The 21933-nt window shown below is 46.2% G+C and carries 12 protein-coding genes; 3 read left to right on the forward strand and 9 right to left on the reverse strand.

Annotation, left to right across the window (positions count from 1 at the left end):
* Window positions 1-10: 10 nt before the first annotated feature.
* The 4 genes from CHRO_RS12655 to CHRO_RS12670 all read right to left on the reverse strand — a co-directional run bounded on the left by CHRO_RS12655 (window position 11) and on the right by CHRO_RS12670 (window position 12723).
* Window positions 11-1393 carry an IS4 family transposase gene (locus CHRO_RS12655; RefSeq protein WP_015152954.1) on the reverse strand — a complete coding sequence of 461 codons (1383 nt, stop codon included), beginning with the start codon at window positions 1391-1393 and terminating at the stop codon, window positions 11-13.
* A gap of 196 nt (window positions 1394-1589) precedes the next feature.
* Window positions 1590-4199, reverse strand: coding sequence for a non-ribosomal peptide synthetase (locus CHRO_RS12660; RefSeq protein WP_015154601.1), 2610 nt, complete (start codon window positions 4197-4199; stop codon window positions 1590-1592).
* Window positions 4196-9247, reverse strand: coding sequence for a non-ribosomal peptide synthetase (locus tag CHRO_RS33375; RefSeq protein WP_015154602.1), 5052 nt, complete (start codon window positions 9245-9247; stop codon window positions 4196-4198). Before CHRO_RS33375 ends, CHRO_RS12660 begins: the two co-directional genes overlap by 4 nt.
* Window positions 9244-12723, reverse strand: a complete 3480-nt coding sequence (locus CHRO_RS12670) for a non-ribosomal peptide synthetase (RefSeq protein WP_015154603.1) — start codon at window positions 12721-12723, stop codon at window positions 9244-9246. Before CHRO_RS12670 ends, CHRO_RS33375 begins: the two co-directional genes overlap by 4 nt.
* A 270-nt stretch (window positions 12724-12993) precedes the next feature.
* Between CHRO_RS12670 and CHRO_RS12675 the strand changes: the two genes are divergently transcribed.
* The gene (locus tag CHRO_RS12675) at window positions 12994-13527 is read left to right on the forward strand and encodes a vitamin K epoxide reductase family protein (protein WP_041463096.1); all 534 of its coding nucleotides are present in this window, start codon (window positions 12994-12996) and stop codon (window positions 13525-13527) included.
* Window positions 13528-13680: 153 nt separating this feature from the next.
* Here the strand turns inward: CHRO_RS12675 and aroC are convergent, their stop codons facing one another.
* Window positions 13681-14772, reverse strand: a complete 1092-nt coding sequence (gene aroC / locus CHRO_RS12680; protein WP_015154605.1) for a chorismate synthase — start codon at window positions 14770-14772, stop codon at window positions 13681-13683.
* Between the two features lie 204 nt (window positions 14773-14976).
* Between aroC and CHRO_RS12685 the strand changes: the two genes are divergently transcribed.
* Both CHRO_RS12685 and ftsZ read left to right on the forward strand, forming a co-directional pair.
* On the forward strand, window positions 14977-15807 hold the full coding sequence (locus CHRO_RS12685) for a cell division protein FtsQ/DivIB (protein WP_015154606.1): 831 nt from the start codon (window positions 14977-14979) through the stop codon (window positions 15805-15807).
* A 916-nt stretch (window positions 15808-16723) separates the two neighbouring features.
* On the forward strand, window positions 16724-17989 hold the full coding sequence (gene ftsZ / locus CHRO_RS12690) for a cell division protein FtsZ (RefSeq protein ID WP_015154609.1): 1266 nt from the start codon (window positions 16724-16726) through the stop codon (window positions 17987-17989).
* Between the two features lie 99 nt (window positions 17990-18088).
* Here ftsZ and CHRO_RS12695 read toward each other — a convergent pair whose 3' ends face one another.
* From CHRO_RS12695 to CHRO_RS12710, 4 genes are all read right to left on the reverse strand, one after another.
* Window positions 18089-18865, reverse strand: coding sequence for an MBL fold metallo-hydrolase (locus CHRO_RS12695; protein ID WP_015154610.1), 777 nt, complete (start codon window positions 18863-18865; stop codon window positions 18089-18091).
* Between the two features lie 124 nt (window positions 18866-18989).
* Window positions 18990-19334, reverse strand: a complete 345-nt coding sequence (locus CHRO_RS12700) for a DUF1815 family protein (protein ID WP_015154611.1) — start codon at window positions 19332-19334, stop codon at window positions 18990-18992.
* A 433-nt stretch (window positions 19335-19767) separates the two neighbouring features.
* Window positions 19768-19983 carry a DUF2839 domain-containing protein gene (locus tag CHRO_RS12705; RefSeq protein WP_015154612.1) on the reverse strand — a complete coding sequence of 72 codons (216 nt, stop codon included), beginning with the start codon at window positions 19981-19983 and terminating at the stop codon, window positions 19768-19770.
* Window positions 19984-20153: 170 nt separating this feature from the next.
* Window positions 20154-21791 (reverse strand): helicase C-terminal domain-containing protein, encoded by a 1638-nt coding sequence (locus tag CHRO_RS12710; RefSeq protein ID WP_015154613.1) that lies wholly within the window; start codon window positions 21789-21791, stop codon window positions 20154-20156.
* Between the last annotated feature and the right edge of the window lie 142 nt (window positions 21792-21933).

A 21933-nucleotide genomic window follows, 5' to 3' on the forward strand; every position in this document is an offset into this window, starting at 1 on the left:
CACTCATGGCTCAAGCAGTTTGCAATTGTCTGCGTAACTCATGTCTGGGATTTTTCATCAAGGGATAAGCTTTGGGACGACGCTTTCTCACTCTGGGTTCAGCCCGACCAGGGCGAGTGGGAACTGATTTGTGAACAATAACCTTGAGTAAAGTTTGATAGATGTGATGGCGTTTTACCCCAGAGATAGCTAACATTTGTGGGATAAAATGATTCAAGTGTTGACGAGTTCCTTGTAATGATAAGCGTACTGGTGGTACACCGTAAGTTGTACTAGCTTGCCACATTAAAGTACGTAGCAGATTGTAAGCAAGTAAATAGACATAAAGCTCTTTGCGGATCATTGGAGGAGTTTTACAGCGTAGAACGTCCATGCCTAAAGTAGACTTGAGATGTTTTAAATTTACTTCAACATCCCATCTCAAGCCATAAAGCCGCACAAGTTCCAAAGTAGGATAAATTTTTGCATCCAATAAAGTTGTGATTAAACTAATTTGTTGAGTCCGAAAACCAGGGATAATAATGTAGTAATAAATCTCTCGGACAACCAGAGTTGAAGGAAGAGCAGCGAATGCATTCTCACTTAATCCTTGTGGGCATTTTCGGGGTTTGTACCAAATCACCAACTTATCGCTTTCTCCAGTAATTCTTCCTCTTTGCATGGATGTTTTTCGGGACTGATGCTTCCGAAAAACTACATCACATTCAAGATTTTTAATCGAAACCAAATCGGCATAAGCACAAAAAGCCCTATCCCCTAAAAGTACATCTAAGGGATTGAGAAATTGGTACAACTGCCTAGCTAATTGGAGATCGTGAGTGTGTAAAACATTGATAGCTATTGCTAGAGCAGCACCTGTAACTAGACTAAACATCACACCAATTTTAGCAATGGGGAACCCACATCCAGGCTTTTGACTTTTTGATTGAGGATAAGCTTTTTGGTTCTCTACAGTGTCAGGCATTGAGACGGTGGAACCGTCTATTACTTTCACATGACGACCACACCACAAATATTCTGTTGTCACTTTCTCTGATAAATCTTGTGCCACTTTCCCGAACAGTTTCTGCAATAATTCTTCCGGTAATCTCGAACGTGCTTGACAGTAAGCACTTGTATCAGTTGAAGGAAGTTCTACTTTTTCATTGACCAAATAAGCAATTATTCTGCTCACAGCGTTATGGCAACTTTTATCAACATCCAAAACTTGAGAGAGAAATGCCCACAAAGTTACAAATGGGTCGAATAATCGACGACGATATTTAATTTGTAGCTCCTCAATGATTCTCTGGATTTCCGACTCTGGTAACAGTTCTTGGAATGGTAGTCCCAAGCTTTGCGTGAATTTATCCTTGAGAATTTTCACTCGATTTGGCACAGTAGTAATAGTCATATTCGCTTCCAATCGTCCATTTCTTTTTTACCGGAGTTGGAAGCTTTTTCTACATTCAGAATAATTTTTTAGCAGATACCTGCATCACCGTTGCGTCAACAATCAAGCTGCTTGTCCAATGCTGCTCTTAATTTCTTAACCCCCACGAGCAAGCCATTTTGCCCAAGTCTCTATCCTTCAAGGATTTCGCCTTATCTTAGTGCCATTCACAAATAAACCGTTGAGCAGTCAATTCAGGACGGTTGAGGTAGCCTCTTGCTAAACCGACTCCGCCAATGTATATTTCACCTGGAATACCGATGGGTTGGGGTTGGAGGTGGGCATCGAGGATGTAGATTTGAGTGTTAGCGATCGCCCGACCGATAGTTGTATCTTTACGATCGCTTACTTCAGCGATCGTAGACCAAACAGTTGTTTCCGTCAGCCCGTAAGCATTGAAGAAATGGCGATCGCTTGCCCAACGGGCTGCAATTTCCGGCGAACAAGTTTCTCCAGCAGAAATTAGAGTTTGCAAAGCTGGCAATTGAGTGGGTGATAAAGTCTTCAGTACGGCAGGCGGAAGGGTAGCATGAGTGATGGCGTGATGCCGTAGATACGAAATCAACTCCGATCCTAGACGTGCTGCTTTTGGCACTAGATATAGGGTTGCTCCTATTACCCATGCCATGACAATCTCGAAGATAGAAGCATCAAAGCTAAGGGAAGCAAATTGGAGAATTCGATGCTCTGGTTTGAGATCGAAGGTGTGAATTTGCGCTTGGGCTAGATTGCACAGTCCGCCATGTTCGACTAAAACCCCTTTGGGTTGTCCGGTCGAGCCGGAAGTGTAAATTATATAGGCAAGATTTGCGGCAGTTACACCACTGTTTATGTTTTCCCCGCTCTGTTGAGCAACGATTTCCCAATCGCGATCGAGGTAGAGTGGTTGAAGATCCCCCCAACCCCCCTTCAAAAGGGGGGCTACGGATTGACGATCCCCCCAATCCTCCGAAGAGGGGGTTAAGGATTGACGATCCCCCCAATCCTCCGAAGAGGGGGTTAAGGATTGACGATCCCCCCAATCCTCCGAAGAGGGGGCTAAGGATTGTTGTGTTAGTAGGATAGTTATTTGGGCATCCTCTAACATGAACTTGAGACGTTCTGAGGGATAGGCGGGATCTAAAGGGACATAGGCTCCGCCAGCTTTCAGAATTCCTAAAATGCCCACCATCATCAAGAACGATCGCTCTACGCAAATACCAACTTTGACTTCTGGCGCAACTCCAAGTGTTTGCAAATAGCTGGCAAGTTGGTTGCTACGGTAGTTCAATTCTTGGTAAGTTAATTGCTCGTCTTTATAGACAACAGCGATCGCGTTTGGCGTTTTATCTGCCTGAGCTTCAAATAATTGATGAATGCACTGCAACGGGTAATCTTGCTGAGTAAGATTCCATTCCACTAATAGCTGCTGCCGTTCTGCTGCTGTCAAAATTGGTAAGTCTGCTAGTCGTCGATGTGGATCGGCAACAATTCCTGCGAGTAAGGTTTGAAAATGTCCTAGCATTCGGACGATCGTACTGCGATCGAATAGATCGGTACTGTAAATTATCTGCCCTTGCAATCCTGCTGGAGTTTGCCATAAATGAAACTCTAAATCTAATCTGCTCGTACCCCTGTCAAACTCAAACTGACTTAAAGCGAGTCCAGGTAATTCTAAAGCTGTAATCGGCGTGTTTTGCAGTGCGATCGCCACAGAGAACAAAGGATGTCGGCTCAAGTCGCGCTCTGGGCGCAACTCTTCCACTAACTTCTCGAAGGGTAAATCTTGATGTGCATAGGCTCCTAGCGTTACTTCCCGCACTCGTCCCAACAATTCCCAAAAGGTAGGATTGCCAGATAAATCTGTTCGCAGCACTAGGCTATTGACGAAAAAGCCGATTAATGGCTCTATTTCAGGGCGGTTACGGTTAGCTATGGGCGATCCAACAGCAATATCTTCTTGTCCGGTATAGCGATGTAGCAACGTTTGAAATGCTGCCAGCAAGGTCATAAACAGAGTTACGCCTGCTTGCTGACTGAAAGCTTCTAGGAACTGCGTGAGATTTTTTGATAGCTGAAAATTGTGTGTCGCACCTTTGTAGCTTTGAATGGGCGATCGCGCTCTGTCAGTGGGAAGATTTAAAACTGCAAGATCGGCTAACTGCGATCGCCAGTACGACAGTTGCGACTCTAGTACTTCCCCTTGCAACCACTCCTGCTGCCAATGAGCGAAGTCAGCATATTGAATGGGCAAATCTGCTAGAGGAGAAGATTTATTACTACTAAAGGCAGTGTAGAGCGTGCCGAGTTCTCGTACCAGTACGCCGATCGACCAACCATCGGCAATAATGTGGTGCAGATTCAATAGTAGGATGTATTCAAGTGCATCTAATTGAAAAATTGTCAACCGTAATAGCAAATCTGCGCTCAGGTCAAAGGGGCGCTGAGATAGGGCGATCGCCTGTTGTCTTGCAGCTGCTTCGCGATCGCTTGCAGGTAAAGTACGTAAGTCTACAATAGCGAGAGGTACACTCACGCTCTCTACCACAACTTGATGCAGTTGTCCCTCTGACATTTCAAATCTTGTTCGCAAAACTTCGTGACGGCGCACGATTTCGTTAAATGTTTGCTCTAAGGCAGTAATGTTGAGGTGTCCGTGCAAGCGAATCGCAGCCGAGATGTTGTAGAAAGGATTTCCAGGCGCTAAGGCGTGAAGAAACCACAATCGCTGCTGGGCGAACGATGCCGGAAAGACAAATTCAGCGTTCGAGACAGGATTGGTATTCAACGATCGCCTTCCTCTGTATCGCGGTTGAGGGACGATCGCAAGCGACGATGAGCAGCGCGAGAAAGAGGAACAATCTGGGGCGTTTGTTGCGGCTGGTTGCTCTGTAAATGGGCGATCGCTTTGGCAAGTTGGGCGACTTGGGGTGACTCAAACACGTTGCGTAAAGGTAACTCTACACCGAATGCATCGCGGATACGGGAAGTTAGTTGAGTTGCTAGCAGCGAATGCCCCCCTAACTGGAAGAAGTTATCGTGAATCCCTACACGCTTGTGTCCTAGCAGTTCAGCCCAAATATTCGCAAGTTTCTGCTCGATGGGCGATCGCGGCGTGTCATCAGTCCCCCATTGCTGGATCGTGTCAGGCGCTGGAAGTGCGCGACGGTTGACTTTGCCATTCGGTGTCAGGGGTAGTGCTTCTAATACCACAAAGGCAGAAGGGATCGCGTACTGGGGCAAGCTTTGCTCTAAGTAACTTCGTAGTTGGGGAATCAGATGACGGGCAAACTGTGTCTGTAAAGGATCGTTTGCGTAAGTTTTCCAAGGACGAGTTAGATTCACTTGCTTTTGAAAAGGCAATATCGCACTATTTTTTGTGGCGGATTGATGCTGAAAGGTCACATCATAACATCCCGTATTATCTGCATTTGACCAACTCACGTCAACGGTATAGGGCAGTTCTGCCACTAAATCCCACCAATCTTCCGGTTCAATACCCGATGTCACCTGCTCCAATGCTTCACGCATTTTGCCTGCGGTTTTGGGTGCTTGCGTTCCTTCTACTAGCCATTGAGCCGTTTTGACTGCTCCTACGACACGGGCATTAGGAATTTTTGTAATACTCAGTGCTGCTGGCTTTTCAGCTAGTTGCTGGCGTACTTGGGCAAGATTTACATTGTCTTGAGTCCAATTCAGTTGGGACGATCCCCCCAACCCACCTTGGGAAGGGGGGCATGAAGATCCCTCTAATTCCCCTTGGCAAGAGGGGGATGAAGATCCCCCCAACCCCCCTTGATAAGGGGGGCATGAAGATTTGTTTAACCTCCCTTGATAAGGGGGGAGCGAGGGGGGATCTGCCTCGATATGTAAAATTACGTTGTAGCGAAACTGAGTTAATTCATTACAATATCGACCGCGTGTGAGCTGAACTTGAATATGACTAATTCGTTCCAAGTGCTGTTTCAAGGCATGAAAGAAAGCAGGATCGATCGCCAGTTCCGTCTCCTGAAATATCGCCGTCTGTACCTGCTGTTGCAGATGCTCTCGACTTGCGGTATTATCTGCCCGCTCCAATTGAACCGCAGCATGAAAAGCTGACAACAAGGGTAGACTCCGTACATCTCCAATAAAGACAAAGCCACCAGGGGCAACAGTGTGAATTGCTTGTTCCAGCACTTGCAGGAGATAATCTATGCTAGGAAAGTACTGCACGATCGAATTAAGAATCACTGCATCAAAGCTATTTGCCTCTAGACCTTCAAAGTTAGTTGCCATCCTCTGAAGTAACTTTACTTGAGGCAATGGTTGAGTTGCTAACTGTTGCTCGATGTATTCAATGGATGCAGATGAGAAATCAGTTCCCCAATACTGAGTACAGTGTGGCGCAATTTGAAACAGCAATAAACCCGTACCGCAACCAATTTCTAATACCCGCTGAGGCTGCAAACTCAAAATCTGCTGGGTGCGATCGCTTACCCATTGTTGCATTTGCTCTTTTGGAATTGGTCGGTTTGTATAGCTACTATTCCAGCCTATGATGTTGAAAGTAGCATCGTTATTTGTAGCAGGCTGATGATAAGTCTGGTCGTAAAGATTTTGCCATTGCTTAACCTGCTCGTCCTGCAAATTTGGGAGTTCCTGAGTGCTGTCCCGATTCAATACGATGTAGGCGACTATACGCTTATCTGTAGCATTCTCATGGGCGATCGCCACAGTCTCTCGCACTGTTGGGTGTTGAAGCAATAGTGTTTCTATTTCGCCTAATTCAATCCGAAATCCCCGAATTTTTACCTGATTATCGATGCGATCGACAAATTCAAGATTGCCATCGGGAAGATAGCGGGCGAGATCTCCGGTTTTGTAAAGGCGATCGGTAATTGGTAGTTGGTAGTTGGTAATCGGTGGTTGGTTATTACTCTCCCTTGCTCCCTGCTCCCAGCTCGTCCCTACTCCCTGCTCCCTGCTGCCTAAACAGACAAACCGTTCATCCGTCAACTGGGGACGATTTAAATAGCCCCGTGCTAACCCATCACCGCTAATGTACAATTCGCCAACTATTCCAATTGGTACGGGCTGGAGGTGAGAATCTAAAAGATAGATTTGGGTGTTAGAAATGGGACGACCAATGGATGGCTTATTGTCATTATTACCAGTAGCGCTTAACTGAGCAACTGTCGCCCAGATTGTTGCTTCTGTTGGTCCGTAGGCGTTAAAAAAGCGACGACCTACAGCCCATTGCTGCACGATTTCGTGTTTAACAGCTTCACCGCCAGAAATTACTGTTTGAAGAGTGGGCAGTTCTGCTGCTGGTAAAATTGCTAGAACCGCAGGGGGGAGAATAGTAGTATCGATCGCCTTGTCTTGCAAGAACTGAACTAGTTCGGCTCCAGGTAAACGGGCTGTTTTAGGAGGGATGTAAAGGCTAGCGCCAACCCCAAACGCTAGTAACATCTCAAAGACAGACGCATCAAAACTGAGGGAGCTAAATTGTAGAATCCGATTTTTTGGTTGTAGTTTGAATACTTGAATTTGAGCGTGGACGACATTACATAGTCCTCGATGCTCTACTAAAACTCCTTTCGGTTTTCCGGTCGAGCCAGAGGTGTAGATGACGTAAGCTAGGTTATTGGCTGTTACGTTGCTGTTGGGTGTTTCATCATCGTATGTGGCGATGGTTTTCCAGTCAGTATCCAGGCATATTAGACGATCCCCCCAACTCTCCTGAAAAACGGGGGCTAATTCTGGTTCTTCGTTTCCAGGCTCAGTCCGATTCCCCCAACTCTCCTGAAAAAGGGGGGCTAATTCTGGTTCTTCGTTTCCAGGCTCAGTCCGATCCCCCCAACCCCCCTGAAAAAGGGGGGCTAAAGAACTCTGGGTTAGCACGATCGCCACTTGAGTATCGTCAAGCATGAACTTTAGGCGATCGCTGGGATAATTTGGATCGAGGGGAATATAAGCTCCGCCTGCTTTCCAAATGCCCAATATGCCTACTACCATTTCTAGAGAGCGATCGAGACAAATTCCTACTAAAGATTCAGAAGTAACGCCTAATTGTTGTAAATAGTGCGCTAGTTGATTTGCCCGTCGATCCAATTCCTGGTAAGTTAGTTGCTCGTCTGCAAAAACAACCGCAGTAGCATCGGGCATTCTTGCTGCTTGTGCTTGAAATAATTGATGAATGCACAAATCTGGATAATCGCAGCTAGTTTGATTCCATGCCACCAATAGTTGATGGTATTCTGCTGCACTCAATAGGGGTAAGTTAGCGATGCGTGTATCGGGATTGGTAACTATGCCTTCTAACAATGCTTGGAAGTGAGCTAGCATTCGAGCGATCGTAGATGCATCAAATAAATCGGTGTTGTATGCTACGAAACCACTCAGTCCATCTACCGATCCTTCCCACAAATTATTCAACCCGCGATCGCACTCCCACAAATGCAACTCTAGATCGAATCGCGTGGTAGACACGTCAAACTTCAACGGGTTCAACATTAGCCCAGGTAACTCCAAGGGTTGCATCGGAGCATTTTGAAGCGCAAAGACGACTTGAAACAAAGGGTTACGGCTCAAGTCGCGCTCTGGGTGCAACTCTTCTACTAACTTCTCAAAAGGTAAGTCTTGATGGGCATAGGCTCCTAATGTCACTTGCCGTACTCTTGTCAACAATTCCCGAAAGCTGGGGTTCTCGGAGAGATCGACACGCAGCACTAGGCTATTGACAAAAAAACCAATTAATGGCTCTAATTGGCTATGATTGCGGTTAGCTATGGGCGATCCAACGGCAATATCTTCTTGTCCGGTATAGCGATGTAACAATGTTTGAAATGCTGCCAGCAAGGTCATAAACAGAGTTACACCTGCTTGCTGACTTAGGGCTTCTAGGGACTGGGTGAGAGTTTTTGATAACTTTAGGCTTTGTGTTGCACCGCGATAGGTTTGTACGGCAGGGCGAGTTCTATCAGTGGGAAGATTCAGGATCGGTAGATCTGCCAGATGCGATCGCCAGTAGGACAGTTGCGACTCCAATACTTGCCCTTGCAGCCATTGCCGTTGCCAATAGGCAAAATCGGCATACTGGATCGGCAATTCTGCTAATGGATAAGGTTTGCTTTCACTCTTAGCGGTGTAGAGTAATCCCAGTTCTCGCACCAGTACCCCCAGCGACCAACCATCGGCAACAATGTGGTGCAGATTTAGCAACAGGACGTATTCAGCTGCATCTAACTGCAACAATTTCACTCGTAGTAGCAGATCGGTGGCTAGGTTAAATGGCTGTTGGGCTTCTTCTGTAGCGATTTGCTCGGCTGTGAGTTGTCGTTCGTTTGGGGGTAAATGCCGCAAATCCACAACAGGCAGAGATAAATTGACTTTTTGGGCAACGATCTGAACGGGTTGCCCGTCCAGCTTGACGAAGTTGGTACGCAAGGCTTCGTGACGATCGACGATCGCCCCAAAAGCTTGCTTCAAAGCTACATAGTCAAGTTTCCCTTGCAGCCGAACTGAAAAAGGTATGTTGTAAAAAGGGTTGTTAGGTACTAAGCGATCCAAAAACCACAATCGCTGCTGAGCGAATGACAGAGGTAGGGAGCGATGGTCGCGTAGCGAACTGCCTTCGGCATCGCGCGATATTCTTACCAACTGAGGAGAGCGATCGATTTGAGCATTTGCCTGGTGCAGTAGGGCGATCAGCTCAGATTTGCGATCGACAATTTTTGCCCGTAACTGGGGAGATAATACCCCTTCAGGAGCGTTACAGCGCAAGCTTTCTCCCTTAACGAAAAGCTGAATATCTAAAGAGCGTAGGTAGGCTAAGAACTCAATACTTGTCAAAATTCTACCTCCTCGCGATTTTGAGCGGATGTCTCAGCCTCAGCCGTTTGTACCCGATCTGCGCCACGGAGCGTATCAATATATTGCGCGATCGCCACAATCGTTGGTGTTTCAAATAGAACTCCCAGTGGCACTTCTACCCCAAGGCGATCGCGTATTCGGGAAACTAATTGCGTGGCTAAGAGCGAATGTCCGCCCAATTCAAAAAAATCGTCGCTCATACCTACTTGTCGTCCCAAAGTTTCCGCCCAAAGCTGCGCTAACTGAGCTTCAACCGACGTTCGCGGTGCAAGGGTTGGTAGATCGACAGAAGTAAAATCGGGTGAGGGAAGTGCCTGCCGATCTACTTTGCCGTTAGGTGTTAGTGGCAAAGCCTTCAAGACTACAAAAGCGGAAGGCAGCATGTAATTTGGCAGTTTTGTTTTGAGGAAGCTTCGCAGATCGCCGATCCCCCCTAACCCCCCTTGAGAAGGGGGGAATTTACTAGCCTCGCTCTCCCCTAGTCCCCCTTGCGAAGCGGGAAATTTGCTAGCCCCCCTTAAAAAGGGGGGTTGGGGGGATCTCTTCGTGTTGAGAACGATGTAAGCAACCAAACGGCGATCGCTACTCCCATCCTCCCGCACCACAACAACAGTTTCTTCTACACTCGGATACTGCTTCAAGACTGTTTCAATCTCGCCCAACTCAATCCGAAAACCCCGCAACTTAATTTGCGCGTCAGTACGACCAACAAATTCGAGATTACCATCGGGAAGATAGCGGGCGAGATCTCCGGTTTTGTACAAGCGGGTATCGGTAATTGGTAATTGGTAATTGGTAATTGAGTGGTGCGTGTTTTTTTGCTTGCTCAGCTTCCTCAGCTCCCTCAGCTTCCTCAGCTCTCTTCCTCCCGACTCCCTGCTCCCTTGGCAAATAAATCGTTCAGCCGTCAACTGAGGACGATTCAAATATTCTTTTGCTAATCCATCGCCACCAATGTAAATTTCTCCGGTAACGCCAACAGGTACGGGGTTTAGGTGAGTATCCAGCAGGTAGATTTGAGTGCTAGCAACGGGACGACCGATCGGAATTGATGTTGCTGCTTCTGGTATGTCTTGCACTTCATACCAGGAAGTAAATGTAGTGTTTTCAGTCGGTCCATATACGTGCAGCAAATGTGCGGGTGCGCCGTGCTGCTTGACTGCTTTTACGCACCTGACATCAACTGCTTCACCCCCAAATAGCAAGTAGCGCAGCGAACGAAAACAGTCGGGTACTTCTCGCGCCATTTGATTGAATAAAGCGGTTGTCAAAAACAGGATGCTAATTTCCTGCTGTCGAATCGCTTGGGCAAACTTTTGGGGAGCAAGCATCACTTCGCGATCGCACCCCACTAATTGCGCTCCATTTAGCAGTGCGCCCCAAATCTCAAAGGTTGCTGCATCAAATGACAGATTGGCACATTGAGCGACTTTATCCCCAGGTTCTAAAGTGATGTAGTTGGTGTTGCATACTAATCTATTTACGGCTCGATGAGTTACTGCTACGCCCTTTGGGATTCCCGTCGAGCCAGAAGTATAAATTACGTAGGCAAGGCGATCTACGGTTGTTCGATCGCTTGGGTTCTGCTCGCTTTCTTGCGCGATCGCTTCCCAATCCTTTTCTAAACAAACAACTTTTAAATTTCGATCCCCCCAACTGAGCTTAAAAAGGGGGGCTAATGCTTGTTGCGTCACTAGTACAGATACTTGAGCATCCTCCAACATGAACTGCAACCGTTCGGGGGGATAAGTTGGATCTAGAGGAACGTAAGCTGCTCCGGCTTTGAGGATACCTAGCAAAGAAGCGATCGCCATTGGAGAAGGTTCCATGCAGATACCTACCAGCGTTTCGCAACCTACACCTAGTTTTCGCAGATAATGTGCCAGTTGGTTGCTACCACTATTCAACTCATGATAGGTATATTGTCTATCGCCAAAACTTACTGCAATAGCATTTGGACTTTGTTCTACCTGAAGTTCAAACAATTGGTGAATGCCGCGCTCTGGATAACTACGTCCAGTTTGATTCCACTCTACTAATTGATGCTGCTCTGCGGCGCTCAAAATCGGTAGATCTGCTAAATTTGTGTCGGGATCGGTAACTACTCCAGTTAATAACATTTGGAAATGAGTTAGCATCCGGGCGATCGCACTTGGCTCAAACAGCTCGGTGTTGTAAACTAAAACACCACGCAATCCTTCCGACTGCTGCCACCCGTCGCCCCATAAACTCCTAAAGTTTTCGGCGCATTCCCATAGATAAAACTCTAGATCGAACCGAGCGGTTGTTGTTTCCACTTTGAAGGAAGAGAGCGAGAGTTTAGGTAGCGTTAGCTGTTCTATAGGTGCGTTTTGCAGCGCAAATACCACTTGAAACAATGGGTTGCGGCTTCCTTGACGTTCTGGGTGCAACTCTTCTACTAACTTCTCAAAGGGTGAATCTTGATGAGCGTAGGCTTCTACCGTCACCTGTCGCACTCTCGCCAGCAACTCGCGAAAGCTGGGATTACCTGAGAGATCGGTTCGTAGAACTAAACTATTGGCAAAAAAGCCAATTAAATCCTCTAATTCCCGCCGATTGCGATTGGCAATTGGCGATCCTACAGCTATATCGGTCTGTCCTGTATAGCGATATAACAAGACTTGGAACGCTGCTAGTAATGTCATGAACAGCGTTACGCCTTCTTGATGACTCAGTGCCAAAAGTGCTTGAGATAAGTCTTGTGGCAACTCTAGTAACTTAATTGCTCCCCGATCTCCTCGTTCTTTTGGACGGCAACGATTGCTCTCGAACTCTAGAACGGATAAATTGTGTAACTGCGATCGCCAGTAAGATAGTTGCGATTCTAGCACTTCCCCTTGCAACCATTGTCGTTGCCAGTGGGCAAAGTCAGCATATTGAATTGACAGTTCGGGCAAAGGGGAAGGTTTACCCGTACTAAAAGCAGAGTAGAGCAATTCTAATTCTCGAATTAGGATCGCGATCGACCACTCATCAAAAACGATGTGGTGCAGATTGATGACCAAAACATACTCTGACTCGTCTAGTTGTAGCAGCGTTACTCGCAGCAGAGAATCTCGATCCAGGTTAAAAGGCTGCTGGATCTCCCGCGCGATCGCCTGTTGCGCTGCTGCTTCTCGTTCGCTTGCAGGCAACTGCTGTAAATCGGATATCTTAAGAAATACCTTTGAATGGGACGTAATTAGTTGTACGGGTTGCCCCTCTTGCACTCCGAAGTTGGTACGCAATATTTCGTGACGGCGGACAATTTCATTAAAGCTTTCTTCCAACGCTTTTAAGTCAAGCACGCCCGATAGACGAACCGTCGTCGGCACATTATAGAACGAAGTACCAGGAAATAGGCGATCGAGAAACCAAAGCCGTTGTTGTGCAAACGATGCCGGAAAAACAAAGACTTCCTCAGAAATGTTATCGAGCGATTCTATTGAAGTCATTGACGAATCTGCCTGCGCGATCGGCTGACTCTATCTAACAAAGATGGAGTATAAAATTTATCTGCACTGAGATAGAGATGGAGTGATTTCATGCAGCTTCTTTAACAAAAGCTATCATGACTGCAAGAATACGCGCTCAAATGTAACGGGAGAAACGGAGCTTGAGAGATAAAATTGCTATCTGATAATAACTATCTCTATGGTATGTGGTACGCACCAAGTTACTTGCTGAGAATGGGAAGCAATTTATTTGCCGAGGATCGCGTCCATATGGAACCAACACAACTAAGCCAAGAACTGCGTAAAGGACAAAGCCCCGATATGACTCGTCGGCGCTGGATTATTGGTTTATCTACAGTAGGCGGTGCGATGGGACAACTTGTTACACTCTACCAAGCTGGAGTCGTTAGCCATTTACCCGATCCTCCAGGACAGCAGCTTTTTGATGCAGACCGCGTAGATGCTTCTAATTATGCCTACAGTCGCTTCAATTCGCCCGATGGACCCCTGATGACACTTAATTACGCCCTCACAGCCTGGATAGCTTCTGCTGGGGGTATAGACCGCGCCAGACGCAATCCTATATTACCGATCGCAATGGGCGTTAAGCTCTTATTCGATGGAGTTCTTTCGCTCGAACTAGCGCGGGAAGAATGGAATGAGAACAAGGCACTTTGTGAATATTGCCAGGTAGCAACATTTTGTTCGCTTGTATCGATAATACTTGCCGCACCAGAAGTTATGGCTGCTACTCGAACTCTACTCGGTCGTCGCGAGGATGTAAAAGCAAGTAACACGCGATAATTTGTCATTGGTCATCGGTCATCGGTCATCGGTCATTGGTCAATCTTGACTTTTGACTTTTGACTTTCGACTTTTGACTTTCGACTTTTGACTTTCGACTTTTGACTTTCGACTTTTGACTTTTGACTTTCGACTTTTGACTTTTGACTTTTGTTAACTTAATACGCTACATTGACCTTGATGCCGCAGTAAATGATCGCATAGTACTAAAGCTACCATTGCCTCTACCATCGGTACAGCTCTGGGCAACACGCAGGGATCGTGTCTACCTTTGGCTGCTAATAGTGTCTCTTCCCCTGCATTTGTGACTGTCTTTTGTTCCTTCCGAATTGTCGCTGTTGGTTTAAAAGCAATTCGCAAAATAATATTCTCACCGTTAGAAATTCCTCCTTGTACCCCACCAGAACGGTTGGTAACAGTGCGAATTTCTCCATTTTCATCTGTATAGTATTCGTCGTTGTGTTCGCTACCTGTCATCAGAGTTCCCGCAAACCCAGAGCCAATTTCAAAGCCTTTGGTAGCGGGTAAAGACATGACAGCTTTCGCTAAATCTGCTTCTAGTTTGTCAAATACTGGAGAACCCAAACCTCTAGGTACGTTGCGCGTTACGCACTCGACAACACCACCGACAGAATCGCCTTGTCTGCCAATCTGCTCGATCAATTCAATCATGCGATCGGCACATTCGGGATCGGGACAGCGGACAATGTTACTTTCTACCTGTTCTAGAGTTACGCTGCTGGGATCGACAACGCCTTCTATGTCTTTGATGCGCTTAACATAAGCAACAACTTCTACCCCAGCAACTTGATGTAAGATTTTTTTAGCGATCGCCCCTGCTGCAACTCTGCCAATTGTCTCTCTAGCTGAAGAACGTCCCCCGCCTTGCCAGTTACGAATCCCGTATTTAGCATCATAGGTCGCATCGGCATGGGAAGGGCGATACTTTTGTTGCATCTCGTCATAATCTTGGGGACGGGTATCTTTGTTGCGCACCAAAATCGAGATTGGTGTCCCTAGTGTTTTTCCCTCAAATATCCCCGACAAAATTTCGCAGCTATCAGCTTCTTTACGGGGTGTGGTAATTTTACTTTGCCCTGGTCGCCGGCGATCGAGTTCCCACTGAATTTCCTCCACGGAAATCTCCAAGCGTGGTGGACATCCATCAATGACGACTCCCACACCGCCACCGTGCGATTCGCCAAAAGTCGTCACCCGAAATAAATGTCCGAAGGTATTGCCCATGATGCTGTGTTGTGAGGAACTGTTGATTTTTGTATCACATTCTGAAGCTTTAGATGTAGGGGATTCTTTTTCAGTTATCAGCGATCGGTGATTAGTGGCTGGTGACTGGTGACTAGATGAAGACTCAGATGCTAGCCACTAGCCACTACTCACTACTCACTAACTTGCGCTAATATGTCAGCGCGAGTTGACAGGGAGAGCGAAATGAGACGAAACCGCGATTTTGGGCAGGTACTAAAGGCTATTTGGCAGACACTATCTCTATCGGGGCTTTTGGCTATTACAATTTGGGCAATGACGCGACCTAGTTGGGTGTTACGCGACAATCGACAAGTGGCGATTGAAGGTAACAGTTTGTTATCTAAGCCAGTTATTCTTTCGCGCCTCGCTCTAGCATATCCTCAATCGCTGCTGCAAATTTCGCCAATGGCGATCGCTCAAACTTTGGAATCCTACCCTCCAATTGCTGATGCTAAGGTGGCTCGCCGACTCTTTCCTCCTAGTTTAGTCGTCCAAGTGCAAGAACGCACGCCTGTAGCTGTAGCGATCGCCCGTTTGATTCCCAATAGTTCCACACCCTACTCCAAAGCATCTGTTGGCTTTCTCGACTCGCGGGGCGCGTGGATTCCATTTGAATCTTACCCTGCCCAAGTTCGGCAGCGTCTTAAGCCTCAATTAAAAGTTTTGGGTTCGCCAGAGACTTATCGCGCTTACTGGAGTTCCCTCTATCAAAAAATCGGTCAAAGTGGGATTGAAGTTTTGGAAATTGATTGTCAAGATCCAAGCAATCTCATTCTCAAAACTGAATTAGGAACCGTCCACCTCGGTCCTTACAGCGAACGATTAACCAAACAACTTCATGTTTTGGCTCAAATGAGTCCGATTTCAACTCAAATTAATTCTCGCCAAATTGACTATATAGACTTGAAAAATCCTGCCGCTCCTTTAGTACAAATGTATCAAAAAGAAACTGAAGCAAGCCCAGTCCAGAACGTACCGACAAATCCAAAAATAATCAAAAGTAATCTACAGTAATTTCCACTTTTATGAGATGATTTGATGCTATATATTAGAAGTTTTTTAAACATGTATGAAATATGTATAAACAACTTAAATATATTTGGACATCCTCTGTAATTATACTGAGGTAAATTGGAGTCATCGACAAGCTTATTGTAACTTGTCAGTAGAATCACGCTTGAATGTACATGGGTGCAGGCATTACCTTGCTTGCGGAGTAGCGCAAGTTGCAGCACCTATGTCAGAAAATCACTTAAGTATTAGAATTCCCACCACAGAGATGTCTATATTGGAGCAATACTGCAAAAAGCACCAAAGAACCAAAACTGATGTCATTCGCGAGTTTATTCGCTCGCTGTCACAAAATGTATCGATCAGATAGGGGTAAGTATGAAAAAGATTGATTTTACTGGCTAGAGTTCAGTCATTCCACCGCGATCGCGGTGGAATAACTGGATTTTTTTGCAAAAAGGTAAGGAAAAAATTTGCTGATATCAGCAAAATCTCCGAAAAAACTTCAATTTTGTTAAAAAATTAAGAAATACAAGCATTGCATTCGGTTTATTGCTCAATCGCGTAAAAATATACGGTGTTATTTACCATTTGTTCTAGACAAAGGAGACAGCTTTAGAGATGCCAACAATTGCCGCAGCCTCAGTTAAAACAACTTTGCAGCGAGAAATCAGCAGTCGCAATTGCTTTGTATCAGATCGAGCAGTTTATACAGAACAATTTCAAGTTAACTATAGTGCATCCAATTATCTAATCTCTTGAAAACAGCAGTAGGCTCGCCCGTTCGCTGCCAAAGTCGGGTTAGCATCGATGCCTTAACTGAAATTGCCGAGGATAAGCCATAGGAAAAAAACCTATAGTGAACTCTTATCCAAATTGTCACGCTTAAAAAAAGTTGTTCGTACACACCTAGATTCCAATGACACTTAACAGTAAAATAGACGTTACCCTTAAAACCTCCCAATCTCCAGGGCGGTCGGATTTTCCATTAGGCATGAATTCGACTGGGGACTTTAACAGTACAGGGCTGCATCTCGGACAAAACTACATCAGGGAAGTTGCTACTGGGGAGGACAACTTGAGCGATAGCAATATTCTTCCGAGTCGGGTAGCGAATATCAAAGTAATCGGTGTCGGTGGCGGTGGTGGCAATGCTGTCAATCGAATGATTGAGAGTGGGGTTACTGGTGTAGAGTTTTGGTCAATTAATACTGATGCTCAGGCGCTGACCCATAGCGCCGCACCTAGAAAGCTACAGATCGGACAAAAGCTGACGCGAGGACTAGGAGCAGGTGGCAATCCAGCAATGGGAGAGAAAGCGGCAGAGGAGTCGCGAGATGAAATTGCTAACGCTATAGGAGAAGCAGACCTAGTATTTATCACCGCTGGGATGGGAGGCGGTACTGGTACAGGTGCGGCACCAACTGTGGCGGAAATCGCCAAGGAAAAGGGTATTTTAACTGTAGGCGTTGTCACCCGTCCTTTTGGTTTTGAAGGTCGTCGCCGTGCTAACCAAGCCCACCAAGGGATAGACGCACTGAAAGACCGAGTTGATACAATGATTTTGATCCCCAACGATAAACTGCTATCGGTGATCTCCGAGCAGACCGCGTTGCGAGATGCGTTTCTGACTGCTGATGAAGTTCTGCGTCAAGGGGTACAAGGAATCTCCGATATTATCACGATCCCTGGGTTAGTGAATGTAGATTTTGCCGACGTGAAAGCAGTCATGGCAGATGCGGGATCGGCACTAATGGGGATCGGCACCGGCTCTGGTAAAACCCGTGCTAGAGAAGCAGCAAACGCAGCTATTTCTTCTCCTTTACTGGAGTCGTCAATTGAAGGAGCAAAAGGAGTCGTCATTAATATTACTGGTGGCAGCGATATGACGCTGCATGAGGTGAATATGGCAGCAGATACGATTTATGAAGTCGTCGATCCCAATGCTAATATCATTTTTGGTGCAGTGATTGATGACAAACTACAAGGGGAAATGAAAATCACTGTCATTGCTACCGGATTCAATCAAGCTGATTCTCAACCAACTACCCCGACTCCAGGTATACCAATTGCTAAAAAATCCCCAACAGCACCAGCGCCGTCAACGCCATCAGCTAATGACAACAAAGAAAAACCTGGCTTGGATATTCCCGAGTTTTTGCAACGGCGGCGACCTTCACGTTGATGGGAAGCGCGATTGTTTTTCTATGGATCGAATATATTCTTCTTGGTAGGGGTACACAGCTGTGCGCCCCTATCGGCGTGCCGTTTCAGGAAACTACATCTACAATTTAATTGGTTCGATTGCCAAAGTTTCCCCAGCAGCAGGTAGAAGTAATTGAGTTTTAGAGCCAGAAGCTGCTAGGCGATCGCTAAATTCTTCTACACTACCAATCGATCGAATTAACATCGGCAAAATTCCCCGAGCTTCGATCTCGCCTAAAGATGTAGGAACGAAAACGCGGGGATGCAAAGTTTGAATCAAATGCATTGCCTCTGTCGATCCCATAATCACCTGTCCCAGCAGTGGAAATACCTGTCCGATAATCGGGGCGATCGCTACATCTAGCCTACCTTGAAATTGAGCTGTAACTTTCTCGGACTGGAACCAATGAGGCTCGTAGTAAACTGTTTCCCCACTCTCCACGTCTTTGAGGAAATAGCCATTTTCTACTTGACCTTGAATTGGTGCGCCTGTAACGGCGGTGATTCTCAACTTGCCAAAAATGTTAGTTTGTCCCGGTATCAGAGAACGAACGTCAGTGTAACCTAAGCCCTGAACAATTTTCGCTGCTGTAGGCGAACCTACCACCGGAATCTGACGATCTAATTGTTCTAACGTGGGTTTGTGGCAGTGATCGTCCAACCCTTGAGAAATTAAAATTAAATCTATGTTTGGCAGCGTAGTCGGGTTGTATGCTGGTGGCTTGAGATGAGTCGCGGAAAATAGCCAAGGTTGCCCATAAAAAACTAGCGGATCGATCAGCCACGGATCGATCAGCACTCTCAGCCCAGCAATTTCTAATAACCAGCTATTTAAATCGATTCTAGTCAGTTTCATACTTCATAGTTATCAGTTATCAGTTATCAGTTATCAATTATTAAACGCTGCTAACTAACAATCAATTACCAACAACCACTACGATCGCTGACTAGTGAATTCCGAATTCCGAATTCCGAATTCTTCACGCTCGCTTTGTTATCAGCTTCGGCAAGTCGCTGGGCGAAATGGAGTTTTTGACTAAATTAGCAAGTTCTTGTAACTGACTAATTGCCTCTGCACCCTCCAACTTCATGAGTTCGCGATCGTCTCTCATTTCAGTCCAGGTAATGCCGTAATCGGACACCAAAAACCGAATCAGATGATTATCTGCCAAACTGACCATAAATGAGGCACTGCTCATTTGTCCGCCGCAAGTATAACAAGACGCAGGATATCCCCGCCGCTCTAGTACAATCGCCAAGGCTTGGAGGTTCATTACCAGATCTTGGACGTATTGTCGGTGTTGCTCTGCCAATCTCAGAAACACTTTTTTCCTCCAAACACCACATCTAATTGTAAACCTTTTTCATTTTTTTTAGAATTTCTTTAGATTTTTGCTGCAATTTGACGATCGCAATAAGAGATTGTAACATTTCTTTGCGATCGAATTCATCTGCCTCCTAGACGTACCGAATAGGTTAAAGTAAAAGCGCCGTTCCTACGGTATTGAAACAATCTGTTTTAGAAAAATTCCAGATTGAATTATCTAATTTATGCCTGCAACTTCCAAAAAATAGACGCAATAGCTGTTAGAAACTAGGCAAGACTTCGCGAGCGATCGTAAAGAAATAAATTATGAAAAGTATAAGGACAACTTAAGTATTTAGCTCGATCTAGCTGAATACTCTAGCTGTCCTCTTAATCTCTCTGAATTCAGTTGTTTCACTCCTCGGTCTCAGGAGTGAGTTACTACTTGTATTCTAATCAACAGTTTGCCACCAACCAAAGGCGGGTCCAATAAATCGAATTGTGACCCAGGAAGCAACTAATAGTCCAATACCAATCCAACTAATGCGGGTACTCCACTGCGTAAGTTTCTGTGCTTGACTCTTAGTCACGGGAAGCCAGGGAAAGATTTGTGCTTCTTGACCGTACTTATCTCCCAACGCAGCTTTACGACGCTTTGCTTCTCCCATAATCTACTTCCATTCCAAGCTGTAAACCCCTTATTTCTGAATCATATCGTATGTTAGAAGCCAGAACTCAGAAGTCAGAAGTCAGAAGAAATAAATACAAATTGTTACCACTCCCGACTACGCGGTTCCGATGCGGAGGACACCTCCGCCTCCACCCGCTTCCCGACTCCCTAATCTTTTGCAAACAAACTAGCATCTAAATAATTACATCTAGCGGCAGGGCTAAGAGCTGCAAGTACCTGCTGTCCATAACTGCGGTGTAATACGCGACTATCTAGTAAAGCTACGACTCCTTGACGATCGCGCATAGGCGCGATCGCCCGTTGTAATTGATTTAAAGCCGCAGGTAATAGATAAAGGGCAAACCAGTCTTGACGCGATCGCTTATAGTATTCGACTCGACCCGCCACAATTGGATGCTCTAGAGATGGTATGGGTAATGTTGTAATAATCGTGAGTTGCGGTACTGGCAAGATACCTTGATGCTGCTGCCAAAAGTCCCAACCGCTGACGAGAATGCTATTCTCATCCAAACTCATTTTTTCTACCTGTACCCGCGAACCAAACTCTGCGGCTAATTGCGCCCCGATTTGCTGTTTTAAAGGCAAATCACCAACTAAAATCATTGTTAATCCTGGCGATACCGTCGCACCAATCAAAGCATAAATTTCCCGCATCAAAGCGGGTTGATATTGGGGGGTATTGGGTAAAGGAAAGCGTTCTGGCGTGTAGAGTTGAATTGATTCGTTGTGGCGATCGCCAGCAAACTTCAAACAAGTCAGTTCTTCTGGTAAACCCAAGCGCTTGCGATAAGTCGTAGCCTCTGTTTCTCGATCTAAGGCACTACCCATGAAGACTACAGGCTGTCGAGTCCAAATTGGTGCAAGAGCCGAAGCCACCTCTGCGGGAGCGCAGTAGAGTGAAAATAAGCCTTGAGAGCGGTTTAGGCTCATCCACAGCAAGCAGTCTGGTGTTTGCGATCGCTGTTGGAACAAATACCAATTCTTCGGTAAAGAGAGAGAATTCGGGAGTTGGGAAGCAGCGGGCGGCGAAGCGTCTTCGCCGACATTAGCTGCGTAGTCGGGAATCGGGAGTCGGAAGTCAGAATTCAATGCTACCTTGTCTCCCTTGTCTCCCTTGTCTTCCTTATCTCCTAGCCTAGTAAACAGGCTTTCCAGAATATCCCGCTCTGCTGGGGAGACGAGATAGCACTCGTATGGGTTGGCTGGATGTCGGAAGACGGCTTTTGTCAGTTGGACTCGCGCTTCCCGAATCACTTCCGCCCGATCGGGATAAGCCAGCATCAATTCGTCCCAATTACCAGGATGAATGCTAACAGTTAGTTGCGATCGCGCCCAGTCTTCTAAATCGTCCACCCCATCAATTAGTGTCGGAATGTTGGGCGGAAAATCGCCCGTTCCCGCCCATTGAGCTTGCAGCCAAGCCGCAGGGGTAATGAGTAAAATACCTTGAAAATCGGGATGAATCCAGCGATCGCCGACGATAATACTTTTATTCGTTTGCAGCCATTGCTGTAGAGGCGGAATTTCTACTCGCAACAGACGCTGTTGCACTTCCTCTGTTGCTACTATGACCGCCGGAGATTGCCAAAGTAGAGCTGGCGCTAGATAGCTCAGGCGATAACGTCCCTGATAGCCGCAACCAGCACCCACCTGAATCAAAGCACTACGTCCGAGCCGCAAAGCTCTAGCTACGAGTCGCGCCATCGTCAAATGATGCGACCATGCAGCCTCCGCCTGCGATCGCAGGAAGTTGTGCAGGGAATAATGTACCTCTACTTCAATCACTGACTTCTAATTCTCTACCTAGCGCGAAGTTATCATCCCGATTCCAGTCCTATTATGTATTTGTTAGCTGCTTGTTGTCTGTTCTCCAACGACTGGATTGAAGGTTTTACCCTCAGAGTCTTTTATTTTACTAACTTTTGAG

The organism is Chroococcidiopsis thermalis PCC 7203, assembly GCF_000317125.1.
Classification (GTDB): domain Bacteria; phylum Cyanobacteriota; class Cyanobacteriia; order Cyanobacteriales; family Chroococcidiopsidaceae; genus Chroococcidiopsis; species Chroococcidiopsis thermalis.

Coding starts and splice junctions, on each gene's coding strand:
- CHRO_RS12655 (WP_015152954.1), bottom strand. CDS start 1,393: ATGACTATTACTACTGTGCCAAATCGAGTGAAAATTCTCAAGGATAAA.
- CHRO_RS12670 (WP_015154603.1), bottom strand. CDS start 12,723: ATGACTTCAATAGAATCGCTCGATAACATTTCTGAGGAAGTCTTTGTT.
- CHRO_RS12675 (WP_041463096.1), top strand. CDS start 12,994: ATGGAACCAACACAACTAAGCCAAGAACTGCGTAAAGGACAAAGCCCC.
- aroC (WP_015154605.1), bottom strand. CDS start 14,772: ATGGGCAATACCTTCGGACATTTATTTCGGGTGACGACTTTTGGCGAA.
- CHRO_RS12685 (WP_015154606.1), top strand. CDS start 14,977: ATGAGACGAAACCGCGATTTTGGGCAGGTACTAAAGGCTATTTGGCAG.
- ftsZ (WP_015154609.1), top strand. CDS start 16,724: ATGACACTTAACAGTAAAATAGACGTTACCCTTAAAACCTCCCAATCT.
- CHRO_RS12695 (WP_015154610.1), bottom strand. CDS start 18,865: ATGAAACTGACTAGAATCGATTTAAATAGCTGGTTATTAGAAATTGCT.
- CHRO_RS12705 (WP_015154612.1), bottom strand. CDS start 19,983: ATGGGAGAAGCAAAGCGTCGTAAAGCTGCGTTGGGAGATAAGTACGGT.